The organism is Sphingomonas sp. DMC8 (assembly GCF_056314185.1).
In genome coordinates, this window is sequence record NZ_JBQUYV010000007.1 from 211,001 (window position 1) to 234,774 (window position 23,774).

A 23,774-nucleotide genomic window follows, 5' to 3' on the forward strand; every position below is an offset into this window, starting at 1 on the left:
CAATTCTACTAGGCCAGCCTCAGCGCTGGAACACGATCGACAACAGTCCGCGGTTTTCCGTGTAGGATCCGACCGTGCCGTTGGCGCTGCGATTGTCGTGCGACAGCGACAGTCCCAGCCCGACCGTGCGATTGATGAAATAGCGCGCGCCCGCGCCGAGCCGGACCACCTTCACCGCCGGGATCGCGGCGCTGCTCGGCTGATAGGAATCGCGTTCGTACCCGCCCTGCACGTAGAGTAGCAGGTTGCGCAGCAATTCATGATCGGCGCGCAGGCTGGCCGATGTCGCGAAATAGCCGCTGCTGTTCTGGAACGAGGCGTCTTCCACCGTCCGGCGCAGCGCCAGCGTGATCGTGGTCAGCGGGCTGGGAAAATATTCGACCCGCCCCTCTGCGGCCCAGCCGGAAATGTCCTTGTACAAGGGCGAACGATAGGAACGGCTGACATAGCCGAGTGCGAGGGCGCCGCGCACCAGCGAGGTGAGGTCGAAGCTGGCGCCGCCAAGCGCGCGGACCTGCTGGGAGTCGCGATTTGCCACGCCTGGTGACAGGAGCTGGCGATAGCCACTGTCTTCATACCCAAGCTGCACGAACAGCGAGGTGTCCGGCGACAGCGAATATTCGACGCGACCGCTGCCGCTATAGACGTCGCGGTTGCGGTTGCCCTGGTCGAGCACCGTACCCGAGAGCGTCAGCACGTTCGAAAAGGTGATACCGTTATAGTTGACCCCCAGCTGCCCGCGCAGCTTGCCGCCGGTGAAGGTCGCAGTCGCGCCTACCTGGTTCTGGCGATACTGCACGGCCTGCGCCGCGTTGAGCGGCGTCGCGCCCGAGGTCGGCGACTCCGTGGACTGGGACGTGCTGGCACGTCCGCTGAGCGAAACGCTGGAGGTAGCGTCGAACCGGCCGTTCAACCCGGCCGACCAATTGTCCTGGTTACGCTTCGTTTCGTGGAAGTAGCGAACGCCGGAATAGCTGCCATTGACGCTAAGCGAGTAAGTGCTTGCATTGCTCGACAAGGTCGCGCGCGGCGAAAAGCGGACATAGCCGTCGCCCGTCTTCGGTGCACTCACTGCATAGACATTGTCCGATGCGCCGATTTCGGAATCGAAACCGGGAAACAGCGTGAAGCCACCGACCCGCACGCCAAGTGCTTCATATTCAGGCCGTTCCCGATCCAGTACGCCTTCGTTCCGGCCGCGATCGAACTGCAGCGGCAGATCGGGCGAGACAAGGCTCTGGCCGACATTCTGTGCCCGGGCATCCAGAGCATAGAAAAGGGACAGCGCGGCTACCGCGCTGGATGTCAAGTTACGCACGCCAATACCCCCGTTTAGCGAATGCTGTGTCGCGCCCTACGGCGTCCGATAATTGGACGTTCCGCCGCCGAGCCCGACGGACGGCCCCTGGTCGGCCGTCTGGGTCGCACCAGCACCCGTCGCGCCCGTGCCGATATTTTGGCAACGCGACACCGTCTTCATCAGATTCTGGAGCGCAGCCTGCGCCGACCCCGATTGCTGCCCCTGCAGGACAGCCCCGAGCGCCTTGGTGGATGCACCGCAGCCGGAGCCGGACTGGGAAAGCGCAAATGCGATCTTGCCTTCCAGATCCGCCGGGCGTGCCTTGCCGTTGGAGGCAATGATGTCGCGGATAGCCTTGGTGAGGGAATCCACCTTGGCCGCCTCCTGCTCCGCATTCTGCGTCGAGGCTGCATTCTGATCCTGCGCCAACGCGACATTCGAAGTAGACAGAATCAGCATGGCGAAAAGGGCACAGACAGACCGCACAGCCCAATACTCCCTAAGCAATACGAGAATCGCTATGCCATGCCGCAACGCAATAATCAATTAATTTCCATTAATTACGGGAATACGCATACAATCTATGGTAATCTAAATGATTACCAAGCTTAGAAGAATCGCTCTCCGATGCGGATCGTATCCCCGGGATAGACACGTATATTCACGCCAAGCTTCAGTTTTTCTTCCTTTTCCTGCCCAGCCCGCTTGATGAATACGACTTTACGGTCAGCGCGATACGTAAACCCTTCCGCCGTCGCGACTGCATTGAACACGGTCAGCCCGCTCGAATAGGGATATTGGCCCGGCTTCTTAACTTCACCCAGAATGTAGAAAGGTCGGAAGGTAAGCACATCGATGCTGACGCGCGGCTGACGGAGATAGCCGTCTGCCAAACGCGTGCGAATCTCCTCGGCGACTTCACCGGCAGTGCGCCCCTGGGCGCGAACATCGCCGATCAGCGTCATCGATATCGAGCCATTGGCGTTAACGAGAAACTCGCCCGAAAGGGTTGGCTCATCATAGACAAGCACGCGAATCTTATCGGCGACACCCAGATGATAATCCTGATCGCCGACGGATTGTGGTGCCGCAACCTCTGCCGCAGACGACGGCGCCTGCGCAGATGCCGGCGTAAACGCCAGAAAACCGACTAAGAGAAAGACCCAGCAGAGGATATACTTCACGGATAAAATCTCCTCGCCTTTCTAATATCCTTTAACCTGATTTTTTGCAATCCGGCACCCTTTGATATTATGCACTTTTGCAACCGGTTAACTTTTTAACGCGCGTAACTATCGGCAAATGGTCAGCCCCCAGATCGGGCCCGACTTTTCTTTCGACAACGGCAAGCGTCGGCCCCAGAAACAGATGGTCGAGCGGCAACAGGGGAACCATGGGAACCTGACCGAACCGCACGGGCCAGGTCGGCCACATTCCTCTCGCGCGCTGCAGCGGCGCCAGTTGCGTATCGACCCGGCGCATTTCCCGCACCCAGGGCGGCAAGTTGAAATCCCCGGCGATCACCAGCGCCCCCCGCGGCAACGGAGCAATTTCGCGCTGCAATTGCGCCAGATCGCGGCGCTGCCCCGCAAAAGGCCAGGGGCGCGCGAGATGCAGCGATACAAGGTCGATGTCGCCGCAGCCGGTTACAATCCGCGCCCACACCGCCGATAGCGTCTGGCGGTTCTCCGAATCGCCTCGGGCCAATCCGCGTGCGGCGCGCACCGGAAGTCGCGACAAGAGCCAGGTGGAGCAGATACCGCCTTGCGTACAATTCATCCGAAAGCCGAAATGCGGCGCGAGCATCGCCAGCAGCCTGCTCTGCGGCGGCACCTCGGCCAGCAGCACCAGGTCGGGATTTTGGGCAAGGATCCATCGCGCACTTCGCTCGGGTGCCGGATTGTCCAGCCACGCATTGTACTGGACGATGCGCACGCCCTGCTGCGCCGGACGCTGGACACTCGCGCCGAGCCAACCCGGCACGATCGTCAGACCGACATAGAACACCAGCACTGCAAGCGAGCCGAAGCACAGGAAAGGGCGCCGACGACACTGAAGCAGAATCGCGACTGCTGCCAATAGCGCCAAAGCCGGTGCAGCCATGTTCAGAACATCCGCCGCCGGCCATTGCGGAGCGAGACACCCCGCCAGCATGACCGCATCGAGCGCCAGCAAAAATATCATAGCAAAGGCATCACCCGGTCATAGCCCCTGCGGGAGAACAACATGGCATTGCAGCGCCAGAGATGCACTTGCTCACGATCATTCAATCCAGCGCACTGCGCCTATTGCGCGAAGATGCATGACAATATCATGACTGAATATCAATTATGTTGCACCAGTTTCTATGACACCTTATGGTGAAGGAAATTAATCCTGGTTAGCACATCCGCAACCAAATTAAACGCCAGTGCGGAGATTCGAGAAAATTTGATGCGATATACTGCATCGGCCCGCCGCGCAGCTTACCAGGCTGCGACGAGCCCCGTAATTGGCTCCCGCGCTGCGCGTTAGTCATTCCGCGCCGAACTGCGGAGAGCCCGCCACCCCCAATGCGCGATACCCCCATGCAATGCAGATGCAAAAGCAGTGTCAATCGCTCCTTTTACCTTAGCGCATTTAACCAATCCAACATGACTTGTGCGTACACCCCCGCAGTCCTCTATTCTCTCCAGTTTGCGTGAGCGTTGATATAATGATGATTTCCCTCATCATCGCCAGTTCTGGGCGTCCCACGGAACTCGCGCGCTGGGTGGAGCATGCGAAGCGGCAAACACAGCCGCCCGCGCAGATCATCTTCGCGATTTCGGCTGACCAGGATCTCCCGCCGCAATTTGAAGCCGATGGCGTTCAGGTCGTGCGCGGTCCAAAGGGCCTGCCGGCCCAGCGCAACACGGGCCTTGCGCATCTTGCGAAGGACACGGACCTCGTGGCCTTTTACGACGACGATTTCGTGCCCTCGCGCTACAGCCTGGAGGGCATGTCATGGCTTTTCCGGGAAAATCCAGACATCGCCGCCGCAACAGGACTCGTCCTGCGCGACGGCATCAACACGAGCGGGATCGACTATTCAGAGGCGATCGCCCTTGTCGAGCAGTTCGATCAGTCCCTCCCCGGCTCCACCCATATCTCCCCCATCAGCGGCACCTATGGCTGCAACATGGTGTTTCGTCGCTCCGCCATCGGCGATCGCCGATTCGACGAACGGCTTCCACTCTATGCGTGGCTCGAAGACCTCGATTTCTCGAGTGGCTTCGCCAGCAAGGGTCGGATCGTGAAGACCAACGCCTTTGCAGGCGTACATCAGGGCACCAAGCGCGGGCGCACATCGGGCATTCGCCTGGGCTATTCGCAGATCGCCAACCCGCTGTACCTTAGCCAGAAGGGCACGCTGGCGGCAGATGTCGCTCGCCGTCATATGCTCAGGAACATCTTGAAGAACCATGCCCGCGCAGCCTTCCCTGAACCCTGGGTAGATCGCCTGGGCCGGGTAAAAGGGAATTGGCTGGCTTTTCGCGATCTGCTCGCGGGGCGACTTGCGCCGGAGCGCATTCTGGACTTGTAAGGGGCGGTCACTGCCTTACGGGGCGACGAAAGGCCCGTTCCCATTTCCGCTGCCACCGCCCCGCTCCCATGACTGCAGCCGCTCCCCTGGCGCTCTATGTGCATTGGCCGTTCTGCGTGTCGAAATGCCCCTATTGCGACTTCAACAGCCACGTCCGCGAAAGTGTGGATCAGGCGCAGTGGCGCGCGGCGCTGCTTGCGGATCTTGCCCATGAAGCGGCCTTGCTGCCCGGCCGCACGCTCGGCTCCATCTTTTTTGGCGGGGGCACGCCGTCGCTGATGCCGCCGGAAACCGTGGCGGCGATCATCGCGGCGGCGGAAAGCGCCTGGCCGTTCGCACCAAACATCGAAATAACGCTGGAGGCCAATCCCTCGTCGGTCGAGGCGGCGCGCTTCGCCGATATTGCGGCAGCGGGCGTCAACCGCGTGTCGCTGGGGCTGCAGGCACTCGACGATGCCGCGCTGCGATTTCTGGGCCGTGCGCACGACGTGACCGAAGGGCTGGCGGCGCTGGAAACGGCGCAGCGCAGCTTCGCCCGTGTCAGTTTCGACCTGATCTATGCCCGGCCCGGCCAATCGCTCGCCGATTGGGAAACCGAACTCGACCGCGCGATCGGCTTCGGCACTGAGCATCTCTCGCTCTACCAGCTCACCATCGAGCCCGGCACGCGGTTCGCGACGCTGGCCGCGAAGGGCGAGCTGGCGATTCCCGATGGCGACACCGGCGCCGATCTGTTCGAGGCGACCCGCGCCCGTACGGCTGCGGCAGGGCTGCCGGCCTATGAAATCTCCAACCATGCCCGGCCCGGCGCCGAAAGCCGGCATAACCTGACCTATTGGCGTTACGGCGATTATGCCGGGGTCGGCCCGGGCGCCCATGGCCGACGCGGCGGCCTCGCCACGCTTCGCCACAAAAAGCCGGAAAACTGGCTGGCAGCCATCGCACGCAACGGCCATGGACTGGCCAGCGAAGACCCGCTCACACCCGTCGACCGCGGCACCGAGGCGCTGCTGATGGGGTTGCGGCTGAACGAGGGCGTGGATCTGGCACGTGTCGCCAGCCTGTCGGGCGGCACCGCCCCCATTTCGCTTCCGGCGCTCGCCCGGCTGCAGGCGCAGGGACTGGCCGAACAGACCGGCGACCGGCTCCGCGTTACCGAAGCCGGGGTGCCGGTGCTGGAGGCAATCCTGCGCGAGCTGGTGGCGTAAGCCCCCTTACTCCGCCTTGTTCGGCGCCGGCGATACCGTGACGATCGCGCCGCCGCGCACCTCCTGCACCTCCAGCGCGCGTCGGGCGATGCCGTCGCGGCTAAAGCGGAACGCGCCGTCGACGCCGCCAAAGTCATGGTCAACCAGTTCGGCGGCCGGGAAGTCGGTGCCCGGGCGCCAGTCGCGCGCGATCCGCACCGTCAGCAGCACCGAATCATACCCCAGCGCTGACAGCCGATAGGGCGCCGCACCAAAGCGCGCCCGATATTTCACGGCATATTGGCGATAGACGCCGTTGGGCACGCTGGCGAACCAGGCGCCGTTCAGCACGGGGCGGCTGGCTGCGGCCGAATCGGTGTTCCACAGCTCGGTGCCCAGCACCCGCGCCGCCTTGCCGCTGGCCGACCGGCGAATCACCGGCACCGCCACCGTCGCGCCGCCGGCGCTGCCGGCGATCAGCACCGCCTGATAGGGCGCCGCGCCGAGCTTGCCGATCGCCGCAGCCATCGAGCCCGGGCGACCGTCATAGGTTTCCATCGCCAGCACCTTGCCGCCGGCATCTTCCACCGCACGCAGAAACGCGGTCGAGGCACGCTGGCCATAGACGCCGGCCGGGATCAGCCCGGCAAAACTGGTGATGCCGTTCGCCTTGGCATAATCGACCACGCGCTCGATCGACTGCGACGGGGAATAGCCCAGCAGATAGACGCCGCCGCCGGCCGCGCTCGAATCGTTGGAAAAGCTGAGCACCGGCACATGCGCGCGGCGCGCGACCGGCGCCACGGCGCGGGCGTCCTCCGCCAGCAGCGGACCCAGGATCAGCTTGGCGCCATCGGCAATCGCACGCTCGGCCGCACCGACCGCACCGCCGGCACCGGTCGTGTCATAGCTGGTGATGCGAATCGCATCGGTGCCGGTGTCGAGAATCGCGAGTTGGGTCGCATTCTGCAGCGACTTGCCGACGCCGGCGTTGGGCCCGGTCAGCGGCACGAGCAGCGCAATGCGATGCCGTTCGACATCCTGCGGCAGGCCGGGCTGGATCACCGGCCGCGGCCGTTCGACCGGTTTTTCCACCGGCGCGGGCTTTTCCGCCTCGGGAATGATGCGCGGGCCGCCCGAACAGGCCGCCGCGAATAAAGTGGCGCCGAGCACTGCCCAGCGAAGCCGGGCGAACAGCCCCGGTTGCGATTTCCCTTTGGCCTCTGCCATGACTCTCCCCGATGGAACCTGTTCTCGCGCCCGGCCTCTATATCGTGGCCACTCCGATCGGCAATCTCGGTGACCTGTCGCCGCGCGCCAGCATGATACTCTCACGCGCCGATGTGGTTGCAGTCGAAGACAGCCGTGTGACTGCGGGGCTGCTCCGGCACATCGGCGTGAAGCGGCCGATGCTCCCTTATCACGACCATAATGCCGATGCCGTGCGACCCGGCCTGATCGCGCGGATGGGCAGCGAGGCGGTGGCGCTGGTCTCTGACGCGGGCACGCCGCTGATCTCCGATCCCGGTTACAAGCTGGTGCGCGACGCGCGCGCCGCCGGCCATGCGGTGGTGACGATTCCCGGCCCCTGTGCCGCCATCGCCGCGCTGACGCTGGCGGGATTGCCCACGGACCGGTTCTTTTTCCTGGGCTTCCTGCCGAGCAAGGCCCATGCCCGGGCCGAGGCAATCGCCGAAGTGGCAGCGATCAAGGCGACGCTAATTCTGTACGAATCAGGTCCGCGCCTTGCCGCCTGCCTGACTGCACTTGCCGAAGGGCTGGGCGACCGTGAGGCGGGCGTCGCCCGCGAGATCACCAAGAAGTTCGAGGAATGCGTGACCGGCACGCTCTCCACCCTCGCCGCGCGCTATGCAGAGGCGCCGCCCAAGGGCGAGATCGTCATCGTCGTCGGCCCGCCCGGCGAGGCCGCACCCGCCACGGCCGAGGACGCCGATGCCGCGCTGGCCGAAGCGCTCACCCGCCTGCCCGCGTCCAAGGCGGCGGGTGAAGTGGCGAAGCGGCTGGGGCTCGACCGCAAGGCGCTCTACGCCCGGGCGATGGAGATGAAGGGGTGAGGGACCGCCGCGCCGCCGAAGCACGCGGCCGCGACGGCGAGCGCCGCGCCGCCTGGTGGCTGTGGCTGCGCGGCTGGAGAATCCTCGACCAGCGGGTGCGCACGCCCGCCGGGGAAGTCGACATCGTGGCAAAGCGCGGCGCGCTCGTCGCCTTTGTCGAAGTGAAGACGCGGAAGTCCGCAGCGGAACTCGACTTTGCCATCGACGAGCGCCGCCTCGCCCGCGTCGCCGCCGCAGCCGAACTGCTGATGCCGCGCTATGCCGCGCCCGGCGACGATATCCGCGTCGACGTGATCCTCATTGCCCCGCGCACCTTGCCTCGCCATATCGAGAATGCCTGGATCGGGTGAGTTGGCCCGACAAGACACCCTGGGAGGCAGAATGTCGCTTACCGTCGCCGTGCAGATGGACCCGCTCGATTCGATCAACATCGCAGGCGATTCGAGCTTCGCGCTGATGCTGTCGGCGCAGGCGCGCGGGCACCGGCTGTTCCATTATGCCCCCGAGGATCTGAACTACAGCGCCGGCCGCGTCTGGACGCGGGCGCATCCGGTGACGGTGCAGCGCGTGGCCGGCGACCATTTCAGCTTCGGCGATCCGGTGAAGCTCGACCTGGGCGAAGAGGCCGATGTCGTGCTGATGCGTCAGGATCCGCCCTTCGACCTTGGCTATATCACCGCCACCCATCTGCTCGAGCGGATCGCCGATCGCACGCTGGTGGTGAACGACCCGGCCAGCGTCCGCAACGCGCCCGAAAAGGTGTGGGTGCTCGATTTCCCGCAATTCATGCCGCCGACGCTCGTCACCCGCTCGGTCGACGAGGCGAAGGCGTTCCTGGCCGAACATGGTGAGATCGTCGTCAAGCCGCTGCACGGCAATGGCGGCAAGGCGATCTTCAAGATCGGCCGCGACGGCGCCAACCTGTCCTCGCTGATCGAAGTGTTCAACACCGCCTATCGCGAGCCGCACATGGTGCAGGCCTTCCTTCCCGACATTGTGAAGGGCGACAAGCGCATCGTGCTGGTCGACGGCGAAGTGGCGGGCGCGATCAACCGGCTGCCGGGCGAAGGCGAAATCCGCTCGAACCTGGCGGTCGGCGGCTCGGCAGCCAAGACCGAACTGACACCCCGCGAGCAGGAAATCTGCGCCGTGCTGGGGCCGGAGCTGAAGAAGCGCGGGCTCCTTTTCGTCGGTATCGACGTTATTGGCGGGCAATGGCTCACCGAAATCAACGTCACCTCGCCGACGGGGATCGTCGCGATCGACCGGTTCAACGGCACCGACACGGCGGGCATGATCTGGGATGCGATCGAGGCCCGCGTCGCCGCGCGCGGATGACGGGACGCTGAGGCGATGGCGATCCTGATTTCCTGGGGTTATTGGGGCATCTTCCTGCTGATGGTGCTCGAAAATGTCGTGCCGCCCATCCCGTCCGAAGCGATCATGGGCGTGGCGGGCATCGGCGCAGCCAAGGGGCATTTCGATCCGACCCTGCTGGTGGTGATCGGCACGCTCGGCACCGTGGTCGGCAACCTCTTCTGGTGGGAAATCGGCCGACGGCTGGGGTATGAGCGGCTGAAGCCGTTCGTCGCGCGCTGGGGCCGCTGGCTGACGATCGAGTGGCACGATGTCGAGCGATTCAAGGGCTATTTCGACCGCTGGGGCGGCCCGACGATCTTCCTGTTCCGCTTCATGCCGTTCGGCCGCACGATCATCTCGCTGCCGGCGGGGCTGATGCACATGCGCTTCTGGCGTTTCTGCCTCTATACTGCGGCGGGCAGCGCGGTCTGGAACGCAGCCCTGGTCGGCGCCGGCTATGGCCTGGGCGCGATGGTCGCCGAAATCGACCGCTGGATCACGCCGGCGATCCTGATCGGCGCGGCGGCGATGGCGGTCTTCTATGTCTGGCGCGTGCTGACCTGGAAACCGCGCGAGGCGTAAGGACGGCGCCGTGCATTGCCCTCCCCCGCATGGCGCCGGCCCTCCCCCATTAAGACAGGCAGGGAGTGCTATCGCATCTGGCAAAATCCCATTGTCATCCCCGCGCAGACGGGGATGACGGTGGTTGTTGAGGCGCGGTTTTCCCTCCCGTTCATTGCCGTCGTCTTTGACAGGAAGGCAGGCGCGCAGCCCTCAAGCGCGCGGATGGGCGTTCCGGTACACATCGAGCAGATGCGCGGCATCGACGGCGGTATAGACCTGTGTCGAACTGAGGCTGGCATGGCCCAGCAACTCCTGCAGCGCGCGCAGATCGGCGCCGCGCCCCAGCAGGTGCGTGGCAAAGCTGTGCCGCAGCGCATGCGGCGTCGTCCGTTCGGACAGGCCGAGCGCAGTCCGCGCTGCCCGCACCGCCTTGCGGATCGCACCCGGCGGCAGCGGGCCGCCCTTGGCGCCACGAAACAGCGGCAAGTCGCGGCCGGTGGCCCAGGGGCAGGCCGCGACATAGGCTTCGATCGCGGCGCGCACCTGCGGCAACAGCGGCACGGTGCGCGTCTTGGCACGCTTGCCCGTCACCCGCAGCATATCGCCGAGCGGCAGCACCGCGCCGGTCAGCGCGACCGCCTCGCCGATCCGCAGCCCGCCGCCATAGAGGAGCAGCAGCACTGCCCAGTCGCGCGCGGCGATCCAGGGTTCGGCGGCCTCGTCCGATGCCCATTCGGCCAGCGCCACGGCCTCGTGCGGGGCGATCGGGCGCGGCAGGCCTTTCTTCACCTTCGGCCCGCGCAGCCGCGGCAGTTCGGCCGCCTCGCCGCCCGCGAATTTCAGAAAGGCCCGGACGGCGGACAGTTCGCGCGCGGCGGAGGCATTGGACAGACCTTCCTCGCGACGATGCGCGAGATAGGCGCGCAAATCGGCGGCGGTCACACCGGCAAGGGCATCCTGCGCAACCGGCCCGCCCCAATGATGCTGGAGGAAGCCGAGCAGCCGGATCGCGGTGGCCTCATAGGCGCGGATCGTGTGCGCGGAGCGCCGCCGGTCGCGGCCGAGATGTTCGGCAAAAAGGCGCGGGAGCGGCAGGTCGGTCATGGCAGCGACACACCCAGAGAGAGCGCCCTGCCGCCGCCACTTGCGCTCCCCTCCCGCTTGCGCGTTTCAGGTCGATCAGGCCCCCGGCCTGATCTGAACGACGCGGGGCGTCGTTCACCCGAAACGGGGACGGGGGAGGGGATGGCCGCAGCGGAATCCCAGACCTCCACGTCAGTCCCCTCCCCTAGCCCCTCCCGCAAGCGGGAGGGGGATACATGCGGCAATCCTCAGCCGATCGACTGCCCCGTCTTCGCCCAGTCGGCCATGAAAGATTCAATGCCCTTGTCGGTCAGCGGGTGCTTGACGAGCTGCTTGATCACCGACGGCGGCGCGGTCATCACGTCGGCGCCGATGCGGGCGGCTTCATAGACATGGATCGGATGGCGCACGCTGGCGACCAGGATTTCGGTCTCGAAGCCGTAATTGTCGTAGATCAGGCGGATATCGGCGATCAGCTGCATGCCGTCGAAGCCGATATCGTCATGCCGGCCGACGAACGGCGAGATGAAGGTCGCACCTGCCTTAGCGGCCAGCAGCGCCTGGTTGGCCGAGAAGCAGAGCGTCACGTTGGTCATCGTGCCGTCGCTGGTCAGCGCCTTGCAGGCCTTCAGCCCGTCGATCGTCAGCGGCAGCTTGACCGCGACATTGTCGGCGATCTTGCGGACGATTTCCGCCTCGCGCATCATGCCTTCATAATCGAGCGCGACGACTTCGGCCGAAACCGGGCCGTCGACGATCGCGCAGATTTCCGCCACCACTTCCAGGAAGTTGCGGCCCGACTTGTGGATCAGCGACGGGTTGGTGGTGACGCCGTCGAGCAGACCGGCATCCGCCAGATCGCGAATGTCGTCGATGATGGCGGTATCGGCAAAGAACTTCATGCGGGCAATCCTTCTGGAAACGGTTCGCGCCCGCCTAGCCCAGCCGCGTGCTTCGGGCAAACCCCCGCGCCTGCCCTGGGCGATGCACCAGCATCAGCTTTACCTGCTTTGCGTTCAATCGCTTGACCGTGACCCGATAGGTTCCGGGCGCCAGCCGATAATAGACAATCTTGTCGATTTTTGCGCAGGCGATCCCGGAGTCGCGGGAAAACACCCGCATCGCCCGGCCGCCAGGTCCGGCCAGATCGACCCAGCCGGGCTGGTCGATCGCAATGCCAAAGGTGCCGGCCTTGCGAATCGTCACCTGCGTTTCCACCGCCCCCTGCCGCGCATCCAGCATGACCGCATGGCGGGTATCGAGCCCCTCGCCGCTGCGCGTCCACCCGGTCAGCGCAGGGGGCAGCTCGGTCGTGGTACAAGGCGCAACCGTGGTGAGGAGCAACAAGAATGCGAACATGCCGAATCCCCTATTTGTTTCGTCTATGTTCTATTCTTGTTCAAAAACCCCGACAAGCGCACCCATGCGCGAAAACAACGGATTCGGTTCCAGTCCGGCGGCCTAGCCGGTGACGAGCATCACCTTGGCCTTGGCCGACGTCAGGCCGGTCACGAACAGGCGATAGCTGCCCGGCGCCAGCGTGAACCGCACGATCTTGCGGATCGAGGAACATTCGGGGCCATGGCCGAAAGCCGCCGGCTTGAGCGGCTCGCCGCCGGTCGCGCCGGGCAGAACGTCGATCCAGCCGCGCTGGTCGAGCGCCACGCCATAGGTGCCGGCCTGCGCGATGCGAAATTCCAGCATCGCCGCCCGGCCTGGCTTGGTGCCCGCCGGCAGCCCCTTCAGGCTCGCACCGTCGACGGTATCGAGCGCCACCGCCTTGTCGGGTTCCAGCGTGTCGCCGGGCGCACGCCAGCCCGCAAGCGCGGCCGGCAGGCTGGCATCGGTCGTCTTGCAGGCGATCCCGGCATCGGCCGGCACAGTCTGGGCGAGCAGCAAGGCAAACAACAGCATCGTTGATCTCCCGAGGGGACCAACTGGCGATACGGGATTCCCGTTCCGCACGAAATGCCCATATGAGGGGCCAGTCATGTCCCGCGCCCGCATTCTCGTCCTCCATCCGGCTCTGGGGCCGCTCGATTATCGCGTGCCGCCGGGCATGGCGGTGGAACCGGGCAGCATCGTCGTCGTGCCGATCGGCCCGCGCCAGTTCGCCGGCGTGGTGTGGGAGGCCGAACGGCTGCCCACCGAGGAGATTGGCGACAACCGGCTGCGCGCGATCCTGGCCGTGGCCGACGCGCCGCCGATCCCCGCGCCCGTGCGGCGGCTGATCGAATGGACGGCGGACTATTATCTCGCCCCACTCTCCGCGGTACTGGCGATGAGCCTGCGCACCTCGGCAGCGTTCGAGGCCGCGCCGACGATTACCGAATATCGCGCGACCGGCCTGCTCCCCGATCGGCTTACCCCGCAACGCGCCCAGGCGCTGGAGCGGATCGGCGAACGCCAGGGGCTGGTACGCGAACTCGCCGCCATCGCCGAAGTGTCCGACGCAGTGATTCGCGGGCTGGTAAAGGCCGGCGCCATCGAGCCGGTGACGGTCGATACCCAGGCGCCCTATCCGCTGCCCGACCCCGGCTTCGCCCCGCCGCACCTCAGCCCGGCCCAGTCCGCCGTGGCGGCCGCCCTGCGCAAGGCGGTGGAGGAAGCCGCCTTCCAGCCCTTCCTGCTCGACGGTGTCACCGGATCGGGCAAGACCGAGGTCTATTTCGAAGCGGTCGCGGCTGCGCTCGCGGCGGGCAGGCAGACTTTGGTACTGCTCCCCGAAATCGCGCTGACCGAACCTTTCCTCACTCGCTTCGCCGGTCGCTTCGGCTGTGAGCCGGTCGCGTGGCATTCGGGCCTGCGCAGCTCGGAGCGCCGCCGTGCCTGGCGGGCGATTGCGGGCGGCGAGGCGATGGTGACGGTGGGCGCGCGGTCGGCGCTGTTCCTTCCTTATCCCAAGCTGGGCCTGATCGTCGTCGACGAGGCGCACGAAACCAGCTTCAAGCAGGAAGAAGGCGTCCATTATCACGCCCGCGACGTGGCGGTGATGCGCGGCATGTTCGAGCGCTGCCCGGTCGTCCTCGCCTCCGCCACGCCGGCCATCGAGACGCGGCATCAGGTCGAGGTCGGCCGTTATGCCGAACTCAAGCTGCCCGGCCGCTATGGCGTGGCCGAACTGCCGAAGATCGAGCCGATCGACCTGATCCGCGAGCCCCCCGAGCGCGGCCGCTGGCTGGCGCCCCGGCTGGTCGCGGCGATCGAGGAAACGCTGAAGCGCGGCGAACAGTCACTGCTGTTCCTCAACCGCCGCGGCTATGCGCCGCTCACGCTGTGCCGCCATTGCGGCCACCGCTTCCAATGCCCCAATTGCACCGCCTGGATGGTCGAGCACCGGCTGCTCCACCGCCTGTCGTGCCACCATTGCGGCCACACCATGCCCACGCCGGGCATGTGCCCGGAGTGCAAGTCCGACGACACGCTGGTCGCCTGCGGCCCCGGCGTCGAGCGGATCGCGGACGAGGTCGCGGCGCTATGGCCCGAGGCGCGCACCGCGATCGTCACGTCGGACACGCTCTGGTCGCCGGCCAAGGCGGCCGAGTTCGTGCAGCGCATGGAGCATGGCGCGATCGACATCGTCGTCGGCACCCAGCTCGTCACCAAGGGCTATCACTTCCCCAACCTCACGCTCGTCGGCGTGGTCGATGCCGATCTGGGGCTCGATGGCGGCGACCTGCGCGCGGCGGAGCGCACCTTCCAGCAGATCATGCAGGTCGCCGGGCGTGCCGGGCGCGGCGAGAAGCCGGGCACCGTGTTCATCCAGACCCATGCGCCCGAAGCAGGCGTGATGCAGGCGCTGGTCTCCGGCGATGCCGAAGCATTCTACACGGCGGAGACCGAGGCACGCCGCCACGCCGATGCGCCGCCCTATGGCCGCTATGCCGCGATCGTCGTCTCGTCGGAGGACAAGGCCGCGGCGGAGGAAGCTGCGCGCATGATCGGCCGTGCGGCACCAGAACTCGCCGAGATGCACGTCTATGGCCCCGCCCCCGCCCCGCTGGCGATGCTGCGCGGCCGCCACCGCTTCCGCCTGCTCGTCCATGCAAAGCGCGGTTTCGCCGTGCAGGACGCGATCCGTGCCTGGCTGGGCGCCCTCAGCTGGAGCCCGCGCGTGCGGGTGGCAGTCGATGTCGACCCGTACAGCTTCGTGTGAGGACATGTATCCCACCGGTTTTACTATCCCGGTAACTGCCCCGCTTGAACCCCCGCCGCTTTTGGTCGAAAGCGCCCGTTAACGATCATTGCGGGGTCTTGGTGATGCGGTTGGCGATGCTGGTGGCGCTGGTGCTGGCCTGGGCGATGCCGGCGCGGGCGGACGATATTTCGGCGGCCGGGCGCGGCGTCGTGCGCATCGTCACCATTGCCGTGGCCGACGACGAAGTGGTCGGCTTCGGCCATGGCAGCGGCTTTGCCGTCGCGCCGAATCGCGTCGTTACCAATGCCCATGTCGTCGAGCTTGCCTCGCGCTATCCCGACAATGTCGTGATCGGGGTGGTGCCGTCCGAAGGCGCCAAATCCTATCAGGGGCGGCTGATCGCAATCGATACGCAGCGCGACCTGGCGCTGATCGAATTCACCGGCATTCGCCTGCCGCCGCTCACGCTGTTCAGCGGCAGCGCGACCGACGGCGAATCGCTGATCGCGCTGGGCTATCCCGGCAATGTCGATCTCGCCACCGCGCGCTCGGCGGCGGACTTCATCACGCCGCTATCGCCCGTCCGCTCGCAGGGGGGCTTTGCCGGGCTGCGGACGATGGAGGGCGTGTCGGTGCTGCTCCACACCGCCAATATCGCTCGCGGCAATTCGGGCGGCCCGCTGCTCGATCCGTGCGGCCGGGTGCTGGGCGTCAATTCGGCGATCACCCGCTCCGAAGAAGGCGATGCCACCTTCGCCTTCGCGATTGCCGACAGCGAATTGATGGGCTTCCTGCGCCAGGCCAACCAGCCCTTCCAGCTCGTCGACGGCCCCTGCATGAGCGTCGAGGAGCGGATGGCGCTCGACAAGAGCGCGGACGAAAAGGACAAGCTGCTGGCCGACGAAAAGGCCCGCGCCGCGTCCGCCCAGGCCGAAGCCGCGCGCCAGAGCGCCATCGCCAAGGCGCGCGCCACCAATGAATCGATGCGCGAAACCTATATGGCGATTGCCGCCGTGATGCTGGTGTTCGGCGCGCTGGCGCTGGGCGGCGCCGGGCTGATGATCGGCCGGGGCAGCAAGCGCGAGGGAATCTGGGTGGCGGCCGGCGGCGGGGTGCTGCTGATCGCTGCCGTGGTGGTGTTCGTCAGCCGCCCGAATTTCGACGAATCGCAGGTGGTGCCGGTGCCGGACGGCAACAGCAGCGCCGAAGCCGCCGCGCCGCAGAGTGTCGCACTGGGCAAGCTGGTCTGCACGCTGGCGCCCGATCGCAGCCGCCTGACCGTCTCGTCGACGCCCACCGTACAGCTCGACATCGGCCAGGATGGCTGCATCAACGGCCGCACCCAATATGCCGAATCGGGCAAGCACTGGCAGCGCGTGCTGGTGCCCGATCAGGAACAGACCGTGTCGGTGCTCGATTTCGATCCGGCAACGCGCACCTATACCAACACCCGCTACCTGCTTTCCGCCGACGAAATGAAGCGCGCGCGCGAAGTGCGGGCGACCGTGCCGGTCAAGACCTGCACCAGCGACCAGGCAGCGCGCGCCAGCCTGGCTGCGCAACAGCAGTCGATCCGCGCCACGCTGCCGCAGGTCTATAACGAAAAGCTCGTCTATAATTGCGCGAGCAGCGGCCAGTGATCGCCGCTATTTCCGCTCGGTAACGCCTTCGCGGGCGCGCAGCACCCGCTTGCGATCGATACCATAGGCATAGCCGCCCATGCTGCCGTCGCCGCGCTGGGCGCGGTGGCACGGAATGGCGATGGCGACGGGATTGGCGCCACAGGCCGTACCCGCCGCGCGCACCGCGGCAGGTGCCCCCGCCTCGGCAGCGAGCTGGGCATAGCTGCGCGTCTCGCCTGCCGGGATCGCACGAAGCGCCTGCCACACTGCCTCCTGAAACGCGGTGCCCTGCACGTCGAGCGGCAGGTCCGTCACGCGCCCGGGCCGTTCGACCTCGGCCACCACGCGCGCTGCCAGATCGGCCAGCGCCGCGCCGCCGGGCAGGATCTCGGCCGCGGGAAAGCGCCGGGCGAGCGCGAACTGGTCCTCGTCGAACGCGACGCGGCACAGCCCCTTGTCAGTGGCTGCGATCAGCAGCGGCCCCAGGCTGGTCTGGGCGATCGTCCAGCGGATCGTCACGCCCGCCCCGCCGGCGCGCCAGGCGCTGGGCGTCATCCCCAGCCGGGCGTCCGCCTGTTCGTAGAAGCGGCTGGGTGCCGCATAGCCCGCCTCATAAATGGCGCGCGTGACGCTTTGCTCGCTGGCCAGCGCCTCCGCCATCCGCCGGGCACGCAGGCCGCGCGCATAGGCGGCGGGGGTAACACCGGTCGCGCGCTTGAACAGCCGGTTGAAATGGTGCGGGGCATAGCCGACCGCCGCCGCCAGCGCCTCCAGCCCGATCGGCTCCTCGGCCGCCTCGATCAGCGCCGCCGCGCGCGCCACCGCCACGGCATCGCGCGCGGCGTCGTCGGGTCGGCAGCGCAGGCAGGGGCGAAACCCGGCCGCGCGCGCCGCCGCGCCATCTGCCAGAAAGCGGACATGCGCGCGCAGCGGCCGCCGCGCCGGGCAGCTGGGCTTGCAGTAAATGCCGGTGGTGGTGACTGCGACGACGAAGCGACCATCCTGCGACCGGTCGCGCGCTGTGAATGCCGCCCAGCAGGCATCTTCGGAAAGAGAAAGCGTGTCCATGGCTGCGATCCTAGGCCAAGCAGCACCGGCATACATCCCGCCGCTTGCGCCCAAAGAACGCAGCGAGCGCCGCTACGAACGCTCGTCCCGCGGCAACCTGGCGCGGCGAAGCAGTTCTTCCAGATCGGCAATGATGTCGTCCTGGCTGCGAAAGGCGTGTTGCAGGTCGCGCTGGGCAAGCGGCATCAGGAATTCGCAGCCATGGCGCTCACCGTCCCGCCAAACCACTTTCGCTTCCCGCGCGCCGGCACCCGACAGGCCGATCCAGATAAGCGTGCCGATGGGCAGCGCGACATCGGCGACGAACAGGAAGCCGGTGCGCGAGAAATTCTCCACCTGCGCGTCGAACGGCTTGCCGTCCATGCCGCGCACGGTGGTGCCGCGATCCACGAGAAAGCGCACCGCGCCGCGCGGGTCCATGCTTCCCCATACTTCCAGTCTTGCAATCAACACGATCCGATACGCCCCTGACCTGCGCACCGGACTAATCGCGACGGGTTAATGCTTCCTGCAATTCGGCGACTTTTCGTCGCACCAGTCGCAGCCGTCGCAGCCCTGTCGCTGTCAAATTGTCCCCGGCGGCGGATCGGGGCACTCTTCCTGTGTCGTCGACGGAGAGTTTACCTGCCCCGGTCTCTCTCCGTTGGACGGCCGGGCCGGCAAGTATCACCGGCCCGTGCATGCCAGCTCGCGTAATCCGGGGGGATTGTGCTGGTGTGCCACGGACGGGGGCGAGACGCCGCAGCCCCAACCCGGCGTCTTGCCCCCGTTCCGTCCATTGCTTGACCTTTGGCAGCATTACTGCCATATGCTGCAGCACGGCGTGGCATTTTATGCAGCGTGATCGGCGGCGCAGGCCCTTAGGGGAAAAAGCGCCGCGCGGCTCTGCCCCGCTTTTACCGGCTTCCCAAATCACGCGGGGCGTCACGTTGTTGACCCCGCCTTCGCGCGCGCCCTTCTGGCGTGTGCGCCGGCCCCATTTGTAAGGGTTTCACATGCTATTCAAAGACCTCGGGCTTTCCGAGACCGTTCTCGCTGCGCTTGCCGCCAAGGGCTATAGCGAAGCGACGCCGATCCAGGCCCAGTCGATCCCGGCGCTGCTCGAAGGGCGCGACCTGCTCGGCATCGCCCAGACCGGCACCGGCAAGACCGCCGCGTTCATGCTCCCCTCGATCGACCGGCTCGTCGCCTCGGGCCGCCGTGCCCAGCCGCGCGGCTGCCGCATGCTCGTCCTCGCCCCCACCCGCGAGCTGGCGGCGCAGATTGCCGACAATGCCAAGCATTATGCCCAGGGCACGGGCCTGCGCATCGCCACCGTGTTCGGCGGCACCTCGGTCCACAAGAACAAGACCGACCTCGCCCGCGGCGTCGACATCCTCGTCGCTACGCCCGGCCGCCTCGTCGACCTGCTCGACCAGTGCTACGCGATCCTACTCGGCATCGAGATTCTGGTGCTCGACGAGGCCGACCAGATGCTCGATCTGGGCTTCATCCATGCGCTGCGCCGCATCGTGAAGGAGCTGCCGGCCAAGCGCCAGTCGCTGTTTTTCTCGGCCACCATGCCCAAGTCGATCCGCGAGCTGGCCAGCCAGTTCATCCACAATCCGGTGGAAGTGAAGGTAACGCCGGTCGCTACCACGGCGGAGCGGGTCGAGCAGTTCGTCACCTTCGTCAACCAGACCGAGAAGCAGGCGCTGCTGACAATGCAGCTGCGCGAGTTGGAGATCGACCGCGCGCTGATCTTCACCCGCACCAAGCATGGCGCGGACCGCGTCGTGCGGCTGCTGGCCGGCAACGGCATCGCCTCCAACGCGATCCACGGCAACAAGAGCCAGCCGCAGCGCGAGCGCGCGCTGGGCGAGTTCCGCTCGGGCAAGGTGAAGCTGCTGGTCGCGACCGACATCGCTGCGCGCGGCATCGACGTGTCGGGCGTGAGCCATGTCTTCAACTTCGAGCTGCCGAACGTGCCGGAGCAATATGTCCACCGCATCGGCCGCACCGCGCGTGCCGGCAATGACGGCGTGGCGATCAGCTTCTGCGCCGACGACGAGCGGCCGTACCTGAAGGACATCGAAAAGCTCACCCGCCAGAAGCTGACGGTGCAGCCGCTGCCCGAAAACTTCCTGGCGGAAGCCGACAAGATCAAGTCGAGCCGCGCGCCGGTGCCGATGAGCCGCGACGAACAGGCCGGTCGCAACGGTCGCGCGATGCAGCACGCGCAAAGCCGCCGCGGCGACGGTCAGGCGCGCCGGCCCGAGGGGCAGCGCAGCGAACAGCCGCGCCGCCACGAAGGTCCGCGGGGCGAACAGCCGCGTCGGGCAGACGGTCCGCGTGGCGAGGCGGGCCGCAGCGACGGCGCTCGCGCCGAACAGCCGCGCAACTATGCCAATGCCAAGCGCAAATGGCATGCCCGCCCGGCCGGCGGCGGCAAGCCCCGCCAGGGCGCCCGCCCGCGCTAAGGGGCGCGCATCGGACTCTTTCTCTCCCCTCCCTGCTCGCAGGGGGGGAGCGAGAGCGACAGATGCCAAGGCCCGGCGGCAGGCAAGGCGCGCACGAACGCGCCTTGTCGCGCGCAAAATATCCCGCCGTACCGCTAACATTCGCCGCGCATCCGCCAGTCCCGCGAAAGTCGCTGCGCACCGTGCGCGAAGACCCTGCAAGACCTGATTGGTGACAGTTCCGGGACTCGGGTTGCATCACCGCACCGGCGATGCTAGCAGCCCGCCAACCCATCAGGGGGCGCCTTTGCGCCGCCCCCGTTGTTGCATGGGGCCAACTCCGACCCTCCGAGAGGAATCGAATCGCGTGGAGAATTCCGGCGGTATCCAGGCCAGCCTAAGCGGACGCTACGCAACCGCCCTGTTCGAGCTGGCGCGTGACGCAAAGGCCATCGACGCTGTCGAGGCGAGCCTTGCCAAGGTGCGTGCTGCGCTCGACGAATCGGCCGAGTTCAAGGCGCTCACCACCAGCCCATTGATCGGCCGCGCCGTCGCGGGCAAGGCGGTTGCTGCGGCTGCCGGCGTGATGGCGCTCGACGCGACCACCACCAAGTTTCTGGGCGTGCTGGCCGAGAATCGCCGCCTGGCCCAGTTGCCGGCGATCATCCGCGCCTTCCGCACCCTGGCCTCGCGCCACCGCGGCGAGACGACGGCCGAAGTGATTTCGGCCCATCCGCTCGACGCGGCGCAGGTCGATGCGCTGAAGGCGCAGCTCCGTACCCGTATCGGCCGCGAAGTGACCGTCGACCTGTCGGTCGATCCCTCGCTGCTCGGCGGCCTGGTCGTGAAGATCGGCAGCCAGATGATCGATTCGTCGATCAAGACCCGACTGAACTCCCTCGCGCACGCGATGAAAGGCTGAAGGCTAAGAAGATGGATATCCGCGCCGCAGAAATCTCCAAGGTCATCAAGGACCAGATCGCCAATTTCGGCACCGAGGCCCAGGTTTCGGAAATCGGCCAGGTGCTGTCGGTCGGCGACGGCATCGCGCGCATCCACGGGCTGGACAATGTCCAGGCCGGTGAGATGGTCGAATTCGCCAATGGCGTGCAGGGCATGGCCCTCAACCTCGAAGCCGACAATGTCGGCGTCGTGATCTTCGGCTCGGACGCCGAGATCAAGGAAGGCGACACCGTCAAGCGCACCGGCACCATCGTCGACGTGCCCGTCGGCAAGGGCCTGCTCGGCCGCGTCGTCGACGGCCTCGGCAACCCGATCGATGGCAAGGGCCCGATCGAATATACCGAGCGTCGCCGCGTCGAAGTGAAGGCGCCGGGCATCATCCCGCGCAAGTCGGTGCACGAGCCGGTGCAGACCGGCCTCAAGGCGATCGACGCCCTCGTGCCGATCGGCCGTGGCCAGCGCGAGCTGATCATCGGCGACCGCCAGACCGGCAAGACCGCCGTCGCGATCGACACCTTCATCAACCAGAAGGGCCCGAACAGCGGCACCGACGAGTCGAAGAAGCTCTATTGCATCTACGTCGCCGTCGGCCAGAAGCGCTCGACCGTCGCGCAGATCGTCCGCCAGCTCGAAGAGAATGGCGCGATGGAATATTCGATCGTCGTCGCAGCCACCGCGTCGGAGCCGGCCCCGCTGCAGTTCCTCGCGCCCTACACCGGCTGCGCGATGGGCGAATTCTTCCGCGACAACGGCATGCACGCCGTGATCGTGTATGACGACCTTTCCAAGCAGGCCGTCGCCTATCGCCAGATGTCGCTGCTGCTGCGCCGTCCGCCGGGCCGCGAAGCCTATCCGGGCGACGTCTTCTATCTCCACAGCCGCCTGCTCGAACGCGCCGCGAAGATGAACGACGCCAACGGCGCCGGCTCGCTGACCGCGCTGCCGATCATCGAAACCCAGGCGGGCGACGTGTCGGCCTACATCCCGACCAACGTGATCTCGATCACCGACGGCCAGATCTTCCTCGAGACGAACCTGTTCTACCAGGGCATCCGTCCGGCGATTAACGTGGGTCTGTCGGTGTCGCGCGTGGGTTCGTCGGCGCAGACCAAGGCGATGAAGAAGGTGTCGGGCTCGATCAAGCTTGAGCTGGCCCAGTATCGCGAAATGGCTGCCTTCGCGCAGTTCGGTTCGGACCTCGACGCCTCGACCCAGAAGCTGCTCAACCGCGGCGCGCGCCTGACCGAGCTGCTCAAGCAGCCGCAGTTCAGCCCGCTGCCGTTCGAAGAGCAGACCGTGTCGATCTTCGCCGGCACCAACGGCTATCTCGATGCCGTCGCCGTGAAGGACGTGGTTCGCTACGAAGCCGCGATGCTGGTCCACTTCCGTTCGCACCATGCGGACATTCTGGAAGAGATCCGCACCACCAAGGCGTTCGAGAACGACACGCGGGACAAGGTGAAGGCCGCGCTCGACGCCTTCGCCAAGACCTTCGCCTAAGGGACCGCTGCCGGATGGCCAGCCTCAAGGAACTCAAGGGCCGGATCGCCTCGGTCAAATCGACCCAGAAGATCACCAAGGCCAAGCAGATGGTCGCGGCGGCGAAACTGCGGAAGGCGCAGGCCGCCGCAGAAGCCGCGCGCCCCTATGCCCAGCGCCTCGAGGGCGTGGTCGCCAGCCTCGCGAGCAAGGTGGGGGGCAGCGACAGCGCACCCCGTCTGCTCGCCGGCACCGGCAAGGCGGAGACGCACCTGCTGCTCGTCGCCAATGGCGACAAGGGCCTGTCGGGTGCGTTCAACGCCAATATCGTCAAGGCGGCGGTGCTGAAGGCACGCGCGCTGATTGCCGAGGGCAAGACGGTGAAGTTCTACCTCGTCGGCCGCAAGGGCCGCGCGGTGATCGCCCGTACCTTTCCCGGCATGATCGTCGGCCAGTTCGACACCACTGCGGTGCGGACGCCGGGCTATGACGAGGCCCGCGCGATCGCCAAGGACGTGACCGACCGCTTCTTTGCGGGCGAGTTCGACGTGGCGACCCTGTTCTACTCGCACTTCCGCTCGGCGCTGGCCCAGCTTCCGACCGAACAGCAGCTCATCCCGGTCTCGGTGCCGGCGACGGGCGAAGCCGGTTCGGGCGCTGCGGTCGACTATGAGCCCGACGAGGAGACGATCCTCGCCGATCTGTTGCCGCGCAACCTGACGGTGCAGATCTTCAAGGCGTTGCTGGAGAACCAGGCCAGCGAACAGGGCGCGTCGATGACCGCGATGGACAACGCCACCCGCAATGCCGGCGATCTGATCAACCGGCTGACGATCGAATATAACCGTTCCCGCCAGGCCGCGATCACGACCGAACTGGTGGAAATCATTTCGGGCGCGGAAGCGCTCTAAAAGCTGCACGAAGCAAGGAAAG

The 23,774-nt window shown here is 66.3% G+C and carries 23 protein-coding genes; 12 read left to right on the top strand and 11 right to left on the bottom strand.

Annotated elements, in window-relative coordinates; translation table 11 throughout:
* Positions 1 to 19 precede the first annotated feature (19 nt).
* The 4 genes from ACT53K_RS15575 to ACT53K_RS15590 form a co-directional block, all read right to left on the bottom strand.
* On the bottom strand, positions 20 to 1,318 hold the full coding sequence (locus ACT53K_RS15575; RefSeq protein ID WP_476229626.1) for an outer membrane beta-barrel protein: 1,299 nt from the start codon (positions 1,316 to 1,318) through the stop codon (positions 20 to 22).
* Between the two features lie 36 nt (positions 1,319 to 1,354).
* Entirely contained in the window at positions 1,355 to 1,846 is a 492-nt protein-coding gene (locus tag ACT53K_RS15580) for a hypothetical protein (RefSeq protein ID WP_476229627.1), read from the bottom strand.
* 62 nt (positions 1,847 to 1,908) lie between these two features.
* Positions 1,909 to 2,484, bottom strand: a complete 576-nt coding sequence (locus ACT53K_RS15585; RefSeq protein WP_476229628.1) for a polysaccharide biosynthesis/export family protein — start codon at positions 2,482 to 2,484, stop codon at positions 1,909 to 1,911.
* 67 nt (positions 2,485 to 2,551) lie between these two features.
* Positions 2,552 to 3,475: an endonuclease/exonuclease/phosphatase family protein gene (locus ACT53K_RS15590; RefSeq protein WP_476229629.1), complete on the bottom strand. Its 924-nt coding sequence runs from the start codon at positions 3,473 to 3,475 to the stop codon at positions 2,552 to 2,554.
* Between the two features lie 520 nt (positions 3,476 to 3,995).
* Here ACT53K_RS15590 and ACT53K_RS15595 point away from each other — a divergent pair.
* Both ACT53K_RS15595 and hemW read left to right on the top strand, forming a co-directional pair.
* Complete coding sequence (locus tag ACT53K_RS15595; RefSeq protein WP_476229630.1) at positions 3,996 to 4,865, top strand: glycosyltransferase family 2 protein; 870 nt, start codon at positions 3,996 to 3,998, stop codon at positions 4,863 to 4,865.
* 68 nt (positions 4,866 to 4,933) lie between these two features.
* Positions 4,934 to 6,073, top strand: coding sequence for a radical SAM family heme chaperone HemW (gene hemW / locus ACT53K_RS15600; protein WP_476229631.1), 1,140 nt, complete (start codon positions 4,934 to 4,936; stop codon positions 6,071 to 6,073).
* 6 nt (positions 6,074 to 6,079) lie between these two features.
* Here the strand turns inward: hemW and ACT53K_RS15605 are convergent, their stop codons facing one another.
* On the bottom strand, positions 6,080 to 7,282 hold the full coding sequence (locus ACT53K_RS15605) for a penicillin-binding protein activator (protein ID WP_476229632.1): 1,203 nt from the start codon (positions 7,280 to 7,282) through the stop codon (positions 6,080 to 6,082).
* An 11-nt stretch (positions 7,283 to 7,293) separates the two neighbouring features.
* Between ACT53K_RS15605 and rsmI the strand changes: the two genes are divergently transcribed.
* Genes rsmI through ACT53K_RS15625 form a run of 4 tightly spaced genes read left to right on the top strand, consistent with a single transcriptional unit; the run spans position 7,294 to position 10,068 of the window.
* On the top strand, positions 7,294 to 8,127 hold the full coding sequence (gene rsmI / locus ACT53K_RS15610; RefSeq protein WP_476229633.1) for a 16S rRNA (cytidine(1402)-2'-O)-methyltransferase: 834 nt from the start codon (positions 7,294 to 7,296) through the stop codon (positions 8,125 to 8,127).
* Complete coding sequence (locus tag ACT53K_RS15615; RefSeq protein WP_476229634.1) at positions 8,124 to 8,477, top strand: YraN family protein; 354 nt, start codon at positions 8,124 to 8,126, stop codon at positions 8,475 to 8,477. Before rsmI ends, ACT53K_RS15615 begins: the two co-directional genes overlap by 4 nt.
* Before the next feature lie 31 nt (positions 8,478 to 8,508).
* Complete coding sequence (gene gshB / locus ACT53K_RS15620) at positions 8,509 to 9,465, top strand: glutathione synthase (protein WP_476229635.1); 957 nt, start codon at positions 8,509 to 8,511, stop codon at positions 9,463 to 9,465.
* Positions 9,466 to 9,480: 15 nt separating this feature from the next.
* Positions 9,481 to 10,068 (top strand): DedA family protein, encoded by a 588-nt coding sequence (locus tag ACT53K_RS15625; protein WP_476229636.1) that lies wholly within the window; start codon positions 9,481 to 9,483, stop codon positions 10,066 to 10,068.
* 192 nt (positions 10,069 to 10,260) lie between these two features.
* Here ACT53K_RS15625 and ACT53K_RS15630 read toward each other — a convergent pair whose 3' ends face one another.
* The 4 genes from ACT53K_RS15630 to ACT53K_RS15645 all read right to left on the bottom strand — a co-directional run bounded on the left by ACT53K_RS15630 (position 10,261) and on the right by ACT53K_RS15645 (position 13,047).
* A complete protein-coding gene (locus ACT53K_RS15630; RefSeq protein WP_476229637.1) occupies positions 10,261 to 11,154 on the bottom strand; it encodes a tyrosine recombinase XerC in 894 nt (297 codons plus the stop codon).
* A 227-nt stretch (positions 11,155 to 11,381) separates the two neighbouring features.
* On the bottom strand, positions 11,382 to 12,035 hold the full coding sequence (gene fsa, locus ACT53K_RS15635; protein WP_476229638.1) for a fructose-6-phosphate aldolase: 654 nt from the start codon (positions 12,033 to 12,035) through the stop codon (positions 11,382 to 11,384).
* A gap of 34 nt (positions 12,036 to 12,069) precedes the next feature.
* Positions 12,070 to 12,492: a hypothetical protein gene (locus ACT53K_RS15640; RefSeq protein WP_476229639.1), complete on the bottom strand. Its 423-nt coding sequence runs from the start codon at positions 12,490 to 12,492 to the stop codon at positions 12,070 to 12,072.
* 102 nt (positions 12,493 to 12,594) lie between these two features.
* Positions 12,595 to 13,047: a hypothetical protein gene (locus ACT53K_RS15645; protein ID WP_476229640.1), complete on the bottom strand. Its 453-nt coding sequence runs from the start codon at positions 13,045 to 13,047 to the stop codon at positions 12,595 to 12,597.
* A gap of 76 nt (positions 13,048 to 13,123) precedes the next feature.
* On the opposite strand from ACT53K_RS15645, the gene ACT53K_RS15650 reads away from it, so the two are divergent.
* On the top strand, positions 13,124 to 15,289 hold the full coding sequence (locus tag ACT53K_RS15650; protein WP_476229641.1) for a primosomal protein N': 2,166 nt from the start codon (positions 13,124 to 13,126) through the stop codon (positions 15,287 to 15,289).
* A 104-nt stretch (positions 15,290 to 15,393) separates the two neighbouring features.
* Positions 15,394 to 16,911: a S1C family serine protease gene (locus ACT53K_RS15655; protein WP_476229642.1), complete on the top strand. Its 1,518-nt coding sequence runs from the start codon at positions 15,394 to 15,396 to the stop codon at positions 16,909 to 16,911.
* 6 nt (positions 16,912 to 16,917) lie between these two features.
* On the opposite strand, the gene ada is transcribed toward ACT53K_RS15655, so the two are convergent.
* Together ada and ACT53K_RS15665 are read right to left on the bottom strand one after the other, a co-directional pair.
* Entirely contained in the window at positions 16,918 to 17,961 is a 1,044-nt protein-coding gene (ada, locus tag ACT53K_RS15660; RefSeq protein WP_476229643.1) for a bifunctional DNA-binding transcriptional regulator/O6-methylguanine-DNA methyltransferase Ada, read from the bottom strand.
* A 72-nt stretch (positions 17,962 to 18,033) separates the two neighbouring features.
* A complete protein-coding gene (locus ACT53K_RS15665; protein ID WP_476229644.1) occupies positions 18,034 to 18,381 on the bottom strand; it encodes a PilZ domain-containing protein in 348 nt (115 codons plus the stop codon).
* A 575-nt stretch (positions 18,382 to 18,956) separates the two neighbouring features.
* Here ACT53K_RS15665 and ACT53K_RS15670 point away from each other — a divergent pair.
* From ACT53K_RS15670 to ACT53K_RS15685, 4 genes are all read left to right on the top strand, one after another.
* Positions 18,957 to 20,420 (top strand): DEAD/DEAH box helicase, encoded by a 1,464-nt coding sequence (locus ACT53K_RS15670; RefSeq protein ID WP_476229645.1) that lies wholly within the window; start codon positions 18,957 to 18,959, stop codon positions 20,418 to 20,420.
* Between the two features lie 346 nt (positions 20,421 to 20,766).
* Positions 20,767 to 21,321, top strand: coding sequence for a F0F1 ATP synthase subunit delta (locus ACT53K_RS15675; protein WP_476229646.1), 555 nt, complete (start codon positions 20,767 to 20,769; stop codon positions 21,319 to 21,321).
* A gap of 11 nt (positions 21,322 to 21,332) precedes the next feature.
* Positions 21,333 to 22,862 (top strand): F0F1 ATP synthase subunit alpha, encoded by a 1,530-nt coding sequence (gene atpA / locus ACT53K_RS15680; RefSeq protein ID WP_476229647.1) that lies wholly within the window; start codon positions 21,333 to 21,335, stop codon positions 22,860 to 22,862.
* A 14-nt stretch (positions 22,863 to 22,876) separates the two neighbouring features.
* Positions 22,877 to 23,752, top strand: a complete 876-nt coding sequence (locus ACT53K_RS15685; RefSeq protein ID WP_476229648.1) for a F0F1 ATP synthase subunit gamma — start codon at positions 22,877 to 22,879, stop codon at positions 23,750 to 23,752.
* Positions 23,753 to 23,774: the final 22 nt, after the last annotated feature.

Excerpts from the sequence above, each read along its gene's own strand:
- ACT53K_RS15595 (WP_476229630.1), top strand. The coding sequence starts at position 3,996 with ATGATGATTTCCCTCATCATCGCCAGTTCTGGGCGTCCCACGGAACTC.
- hemW (WP_476229631.1), top strand. The coding sequence starts at position 4,934 with ATGACTGCAGCCGCTCCCCTGGCGCTCTATGTGCATTGGCCGTTCTGC.
- ACT53K_RS15605 (WP_476229632.1), bottom strand. The coding sequence starts at position 7,282 with ATGGCAGAGGCCAAAGGGAAATCGCAACCGGGGCTGTTCGCCCGGCTT.
- rsmI (WP_476229633.1), top strand. The coding sequence starts at position 7,294 with ATGGAACCTGTTCTCGCGCCCGGCCTCTATATCGTGGCCACTCCGATC.
- gshB (WP_476229635.1), top strand. The coding sequence starts at position 8,509 with ATGTCGCTTACCGTCGCCGTGCAGATGGACCCGCTCGATTCGATCAAC.
- ACT53K_RS15625 (WP_476229636.1), top strand. The coding sequence starts at position 9,481 with ATGGCGATCCTGATTTCCTGGGGTTATTGGGGCATCTTCCTGCTGATG.
- ACT53K_RS15630 (WP_476229637.1), bottom strand. The coding sequence starts at position 11,154 with ATGACCGACCTGCCGCTCCCGCGCCTTTTTGCCGAACATCTCGGCCGC.
- fsa (WP_476229638.1), bottom strand. The coding sequence starts at position 12,035 with ATGAAGTTCTTTGCCGATACCGCCATCATCGACGACATTCGCGATCTG.
- ACT53K_RS15640 (WP_476229639.1), bottom strand. The coding sequence starts at position 12,492 with ATGTTCGCATTCTTGTTGCTCCTCACCACGGTTGCGCCTTGTACCACG.
- ACT53K_RS15645 (WP_476229640.1), bottom strand. The coding sequence starts at position 13,047 with ATGCTGTTGTTTGCCTTGCTGCTCGCCCAGACTGTGCCGGCCGATGCC.
- ACT53K_RS15650 (WP_476229641.1), top strand. The coding sequence starts at position 13,124 with ATGTCCCGCGCCCGCATTCTCGTCCTCCATCCGGCTCTGGGGCCGCTC.
- ACT53K_RS15655 (WP_476229642.1), top strand. The coding sequence starts at position 15,394 with ATGCGGTTGGCGATGCTGGTGGCGCTGGTGCTGGCCTGGGCGATGCCG.
- ada (WP_476229643.1), bottom strand. The coding sequence starts at position 17,961 with ATGGACACGCTTTCTCTTTCCGAAGATGCCTGCTGGGCGGCATTCACA.
- ACT53K_RS15665 (WP_476229644.1), bottom strand. The coding sequence starts at position 18,381 with ATGGACCCGCGCGGCGCGGTGCGCTTTCTCGTGGATCGCGGCACCACC.
- ACT53K_RS15670 (WP_476229645.1), top strand. The coding sequence starts at position 18,957 with ATGCTATTCAAAGACCTCGGGCTTTCCGAGACCGTTCTCGCTGCGCTT.
- atpA (WP_476229647.1), top strand. The coding sequence starts at position 21,333 with ATGGATATCCGCGCCGCAGAAATCTCCAAGGTCATCAAGGACCAGATC.
- ACT53K_RS15685 (WP_476229648.1), top strand. The coding sequence starts at position 22,877 with ATGGCCAGCCTCAAGGAACTCAAGGGCCGGATCGCCTCGGTCAAATCG.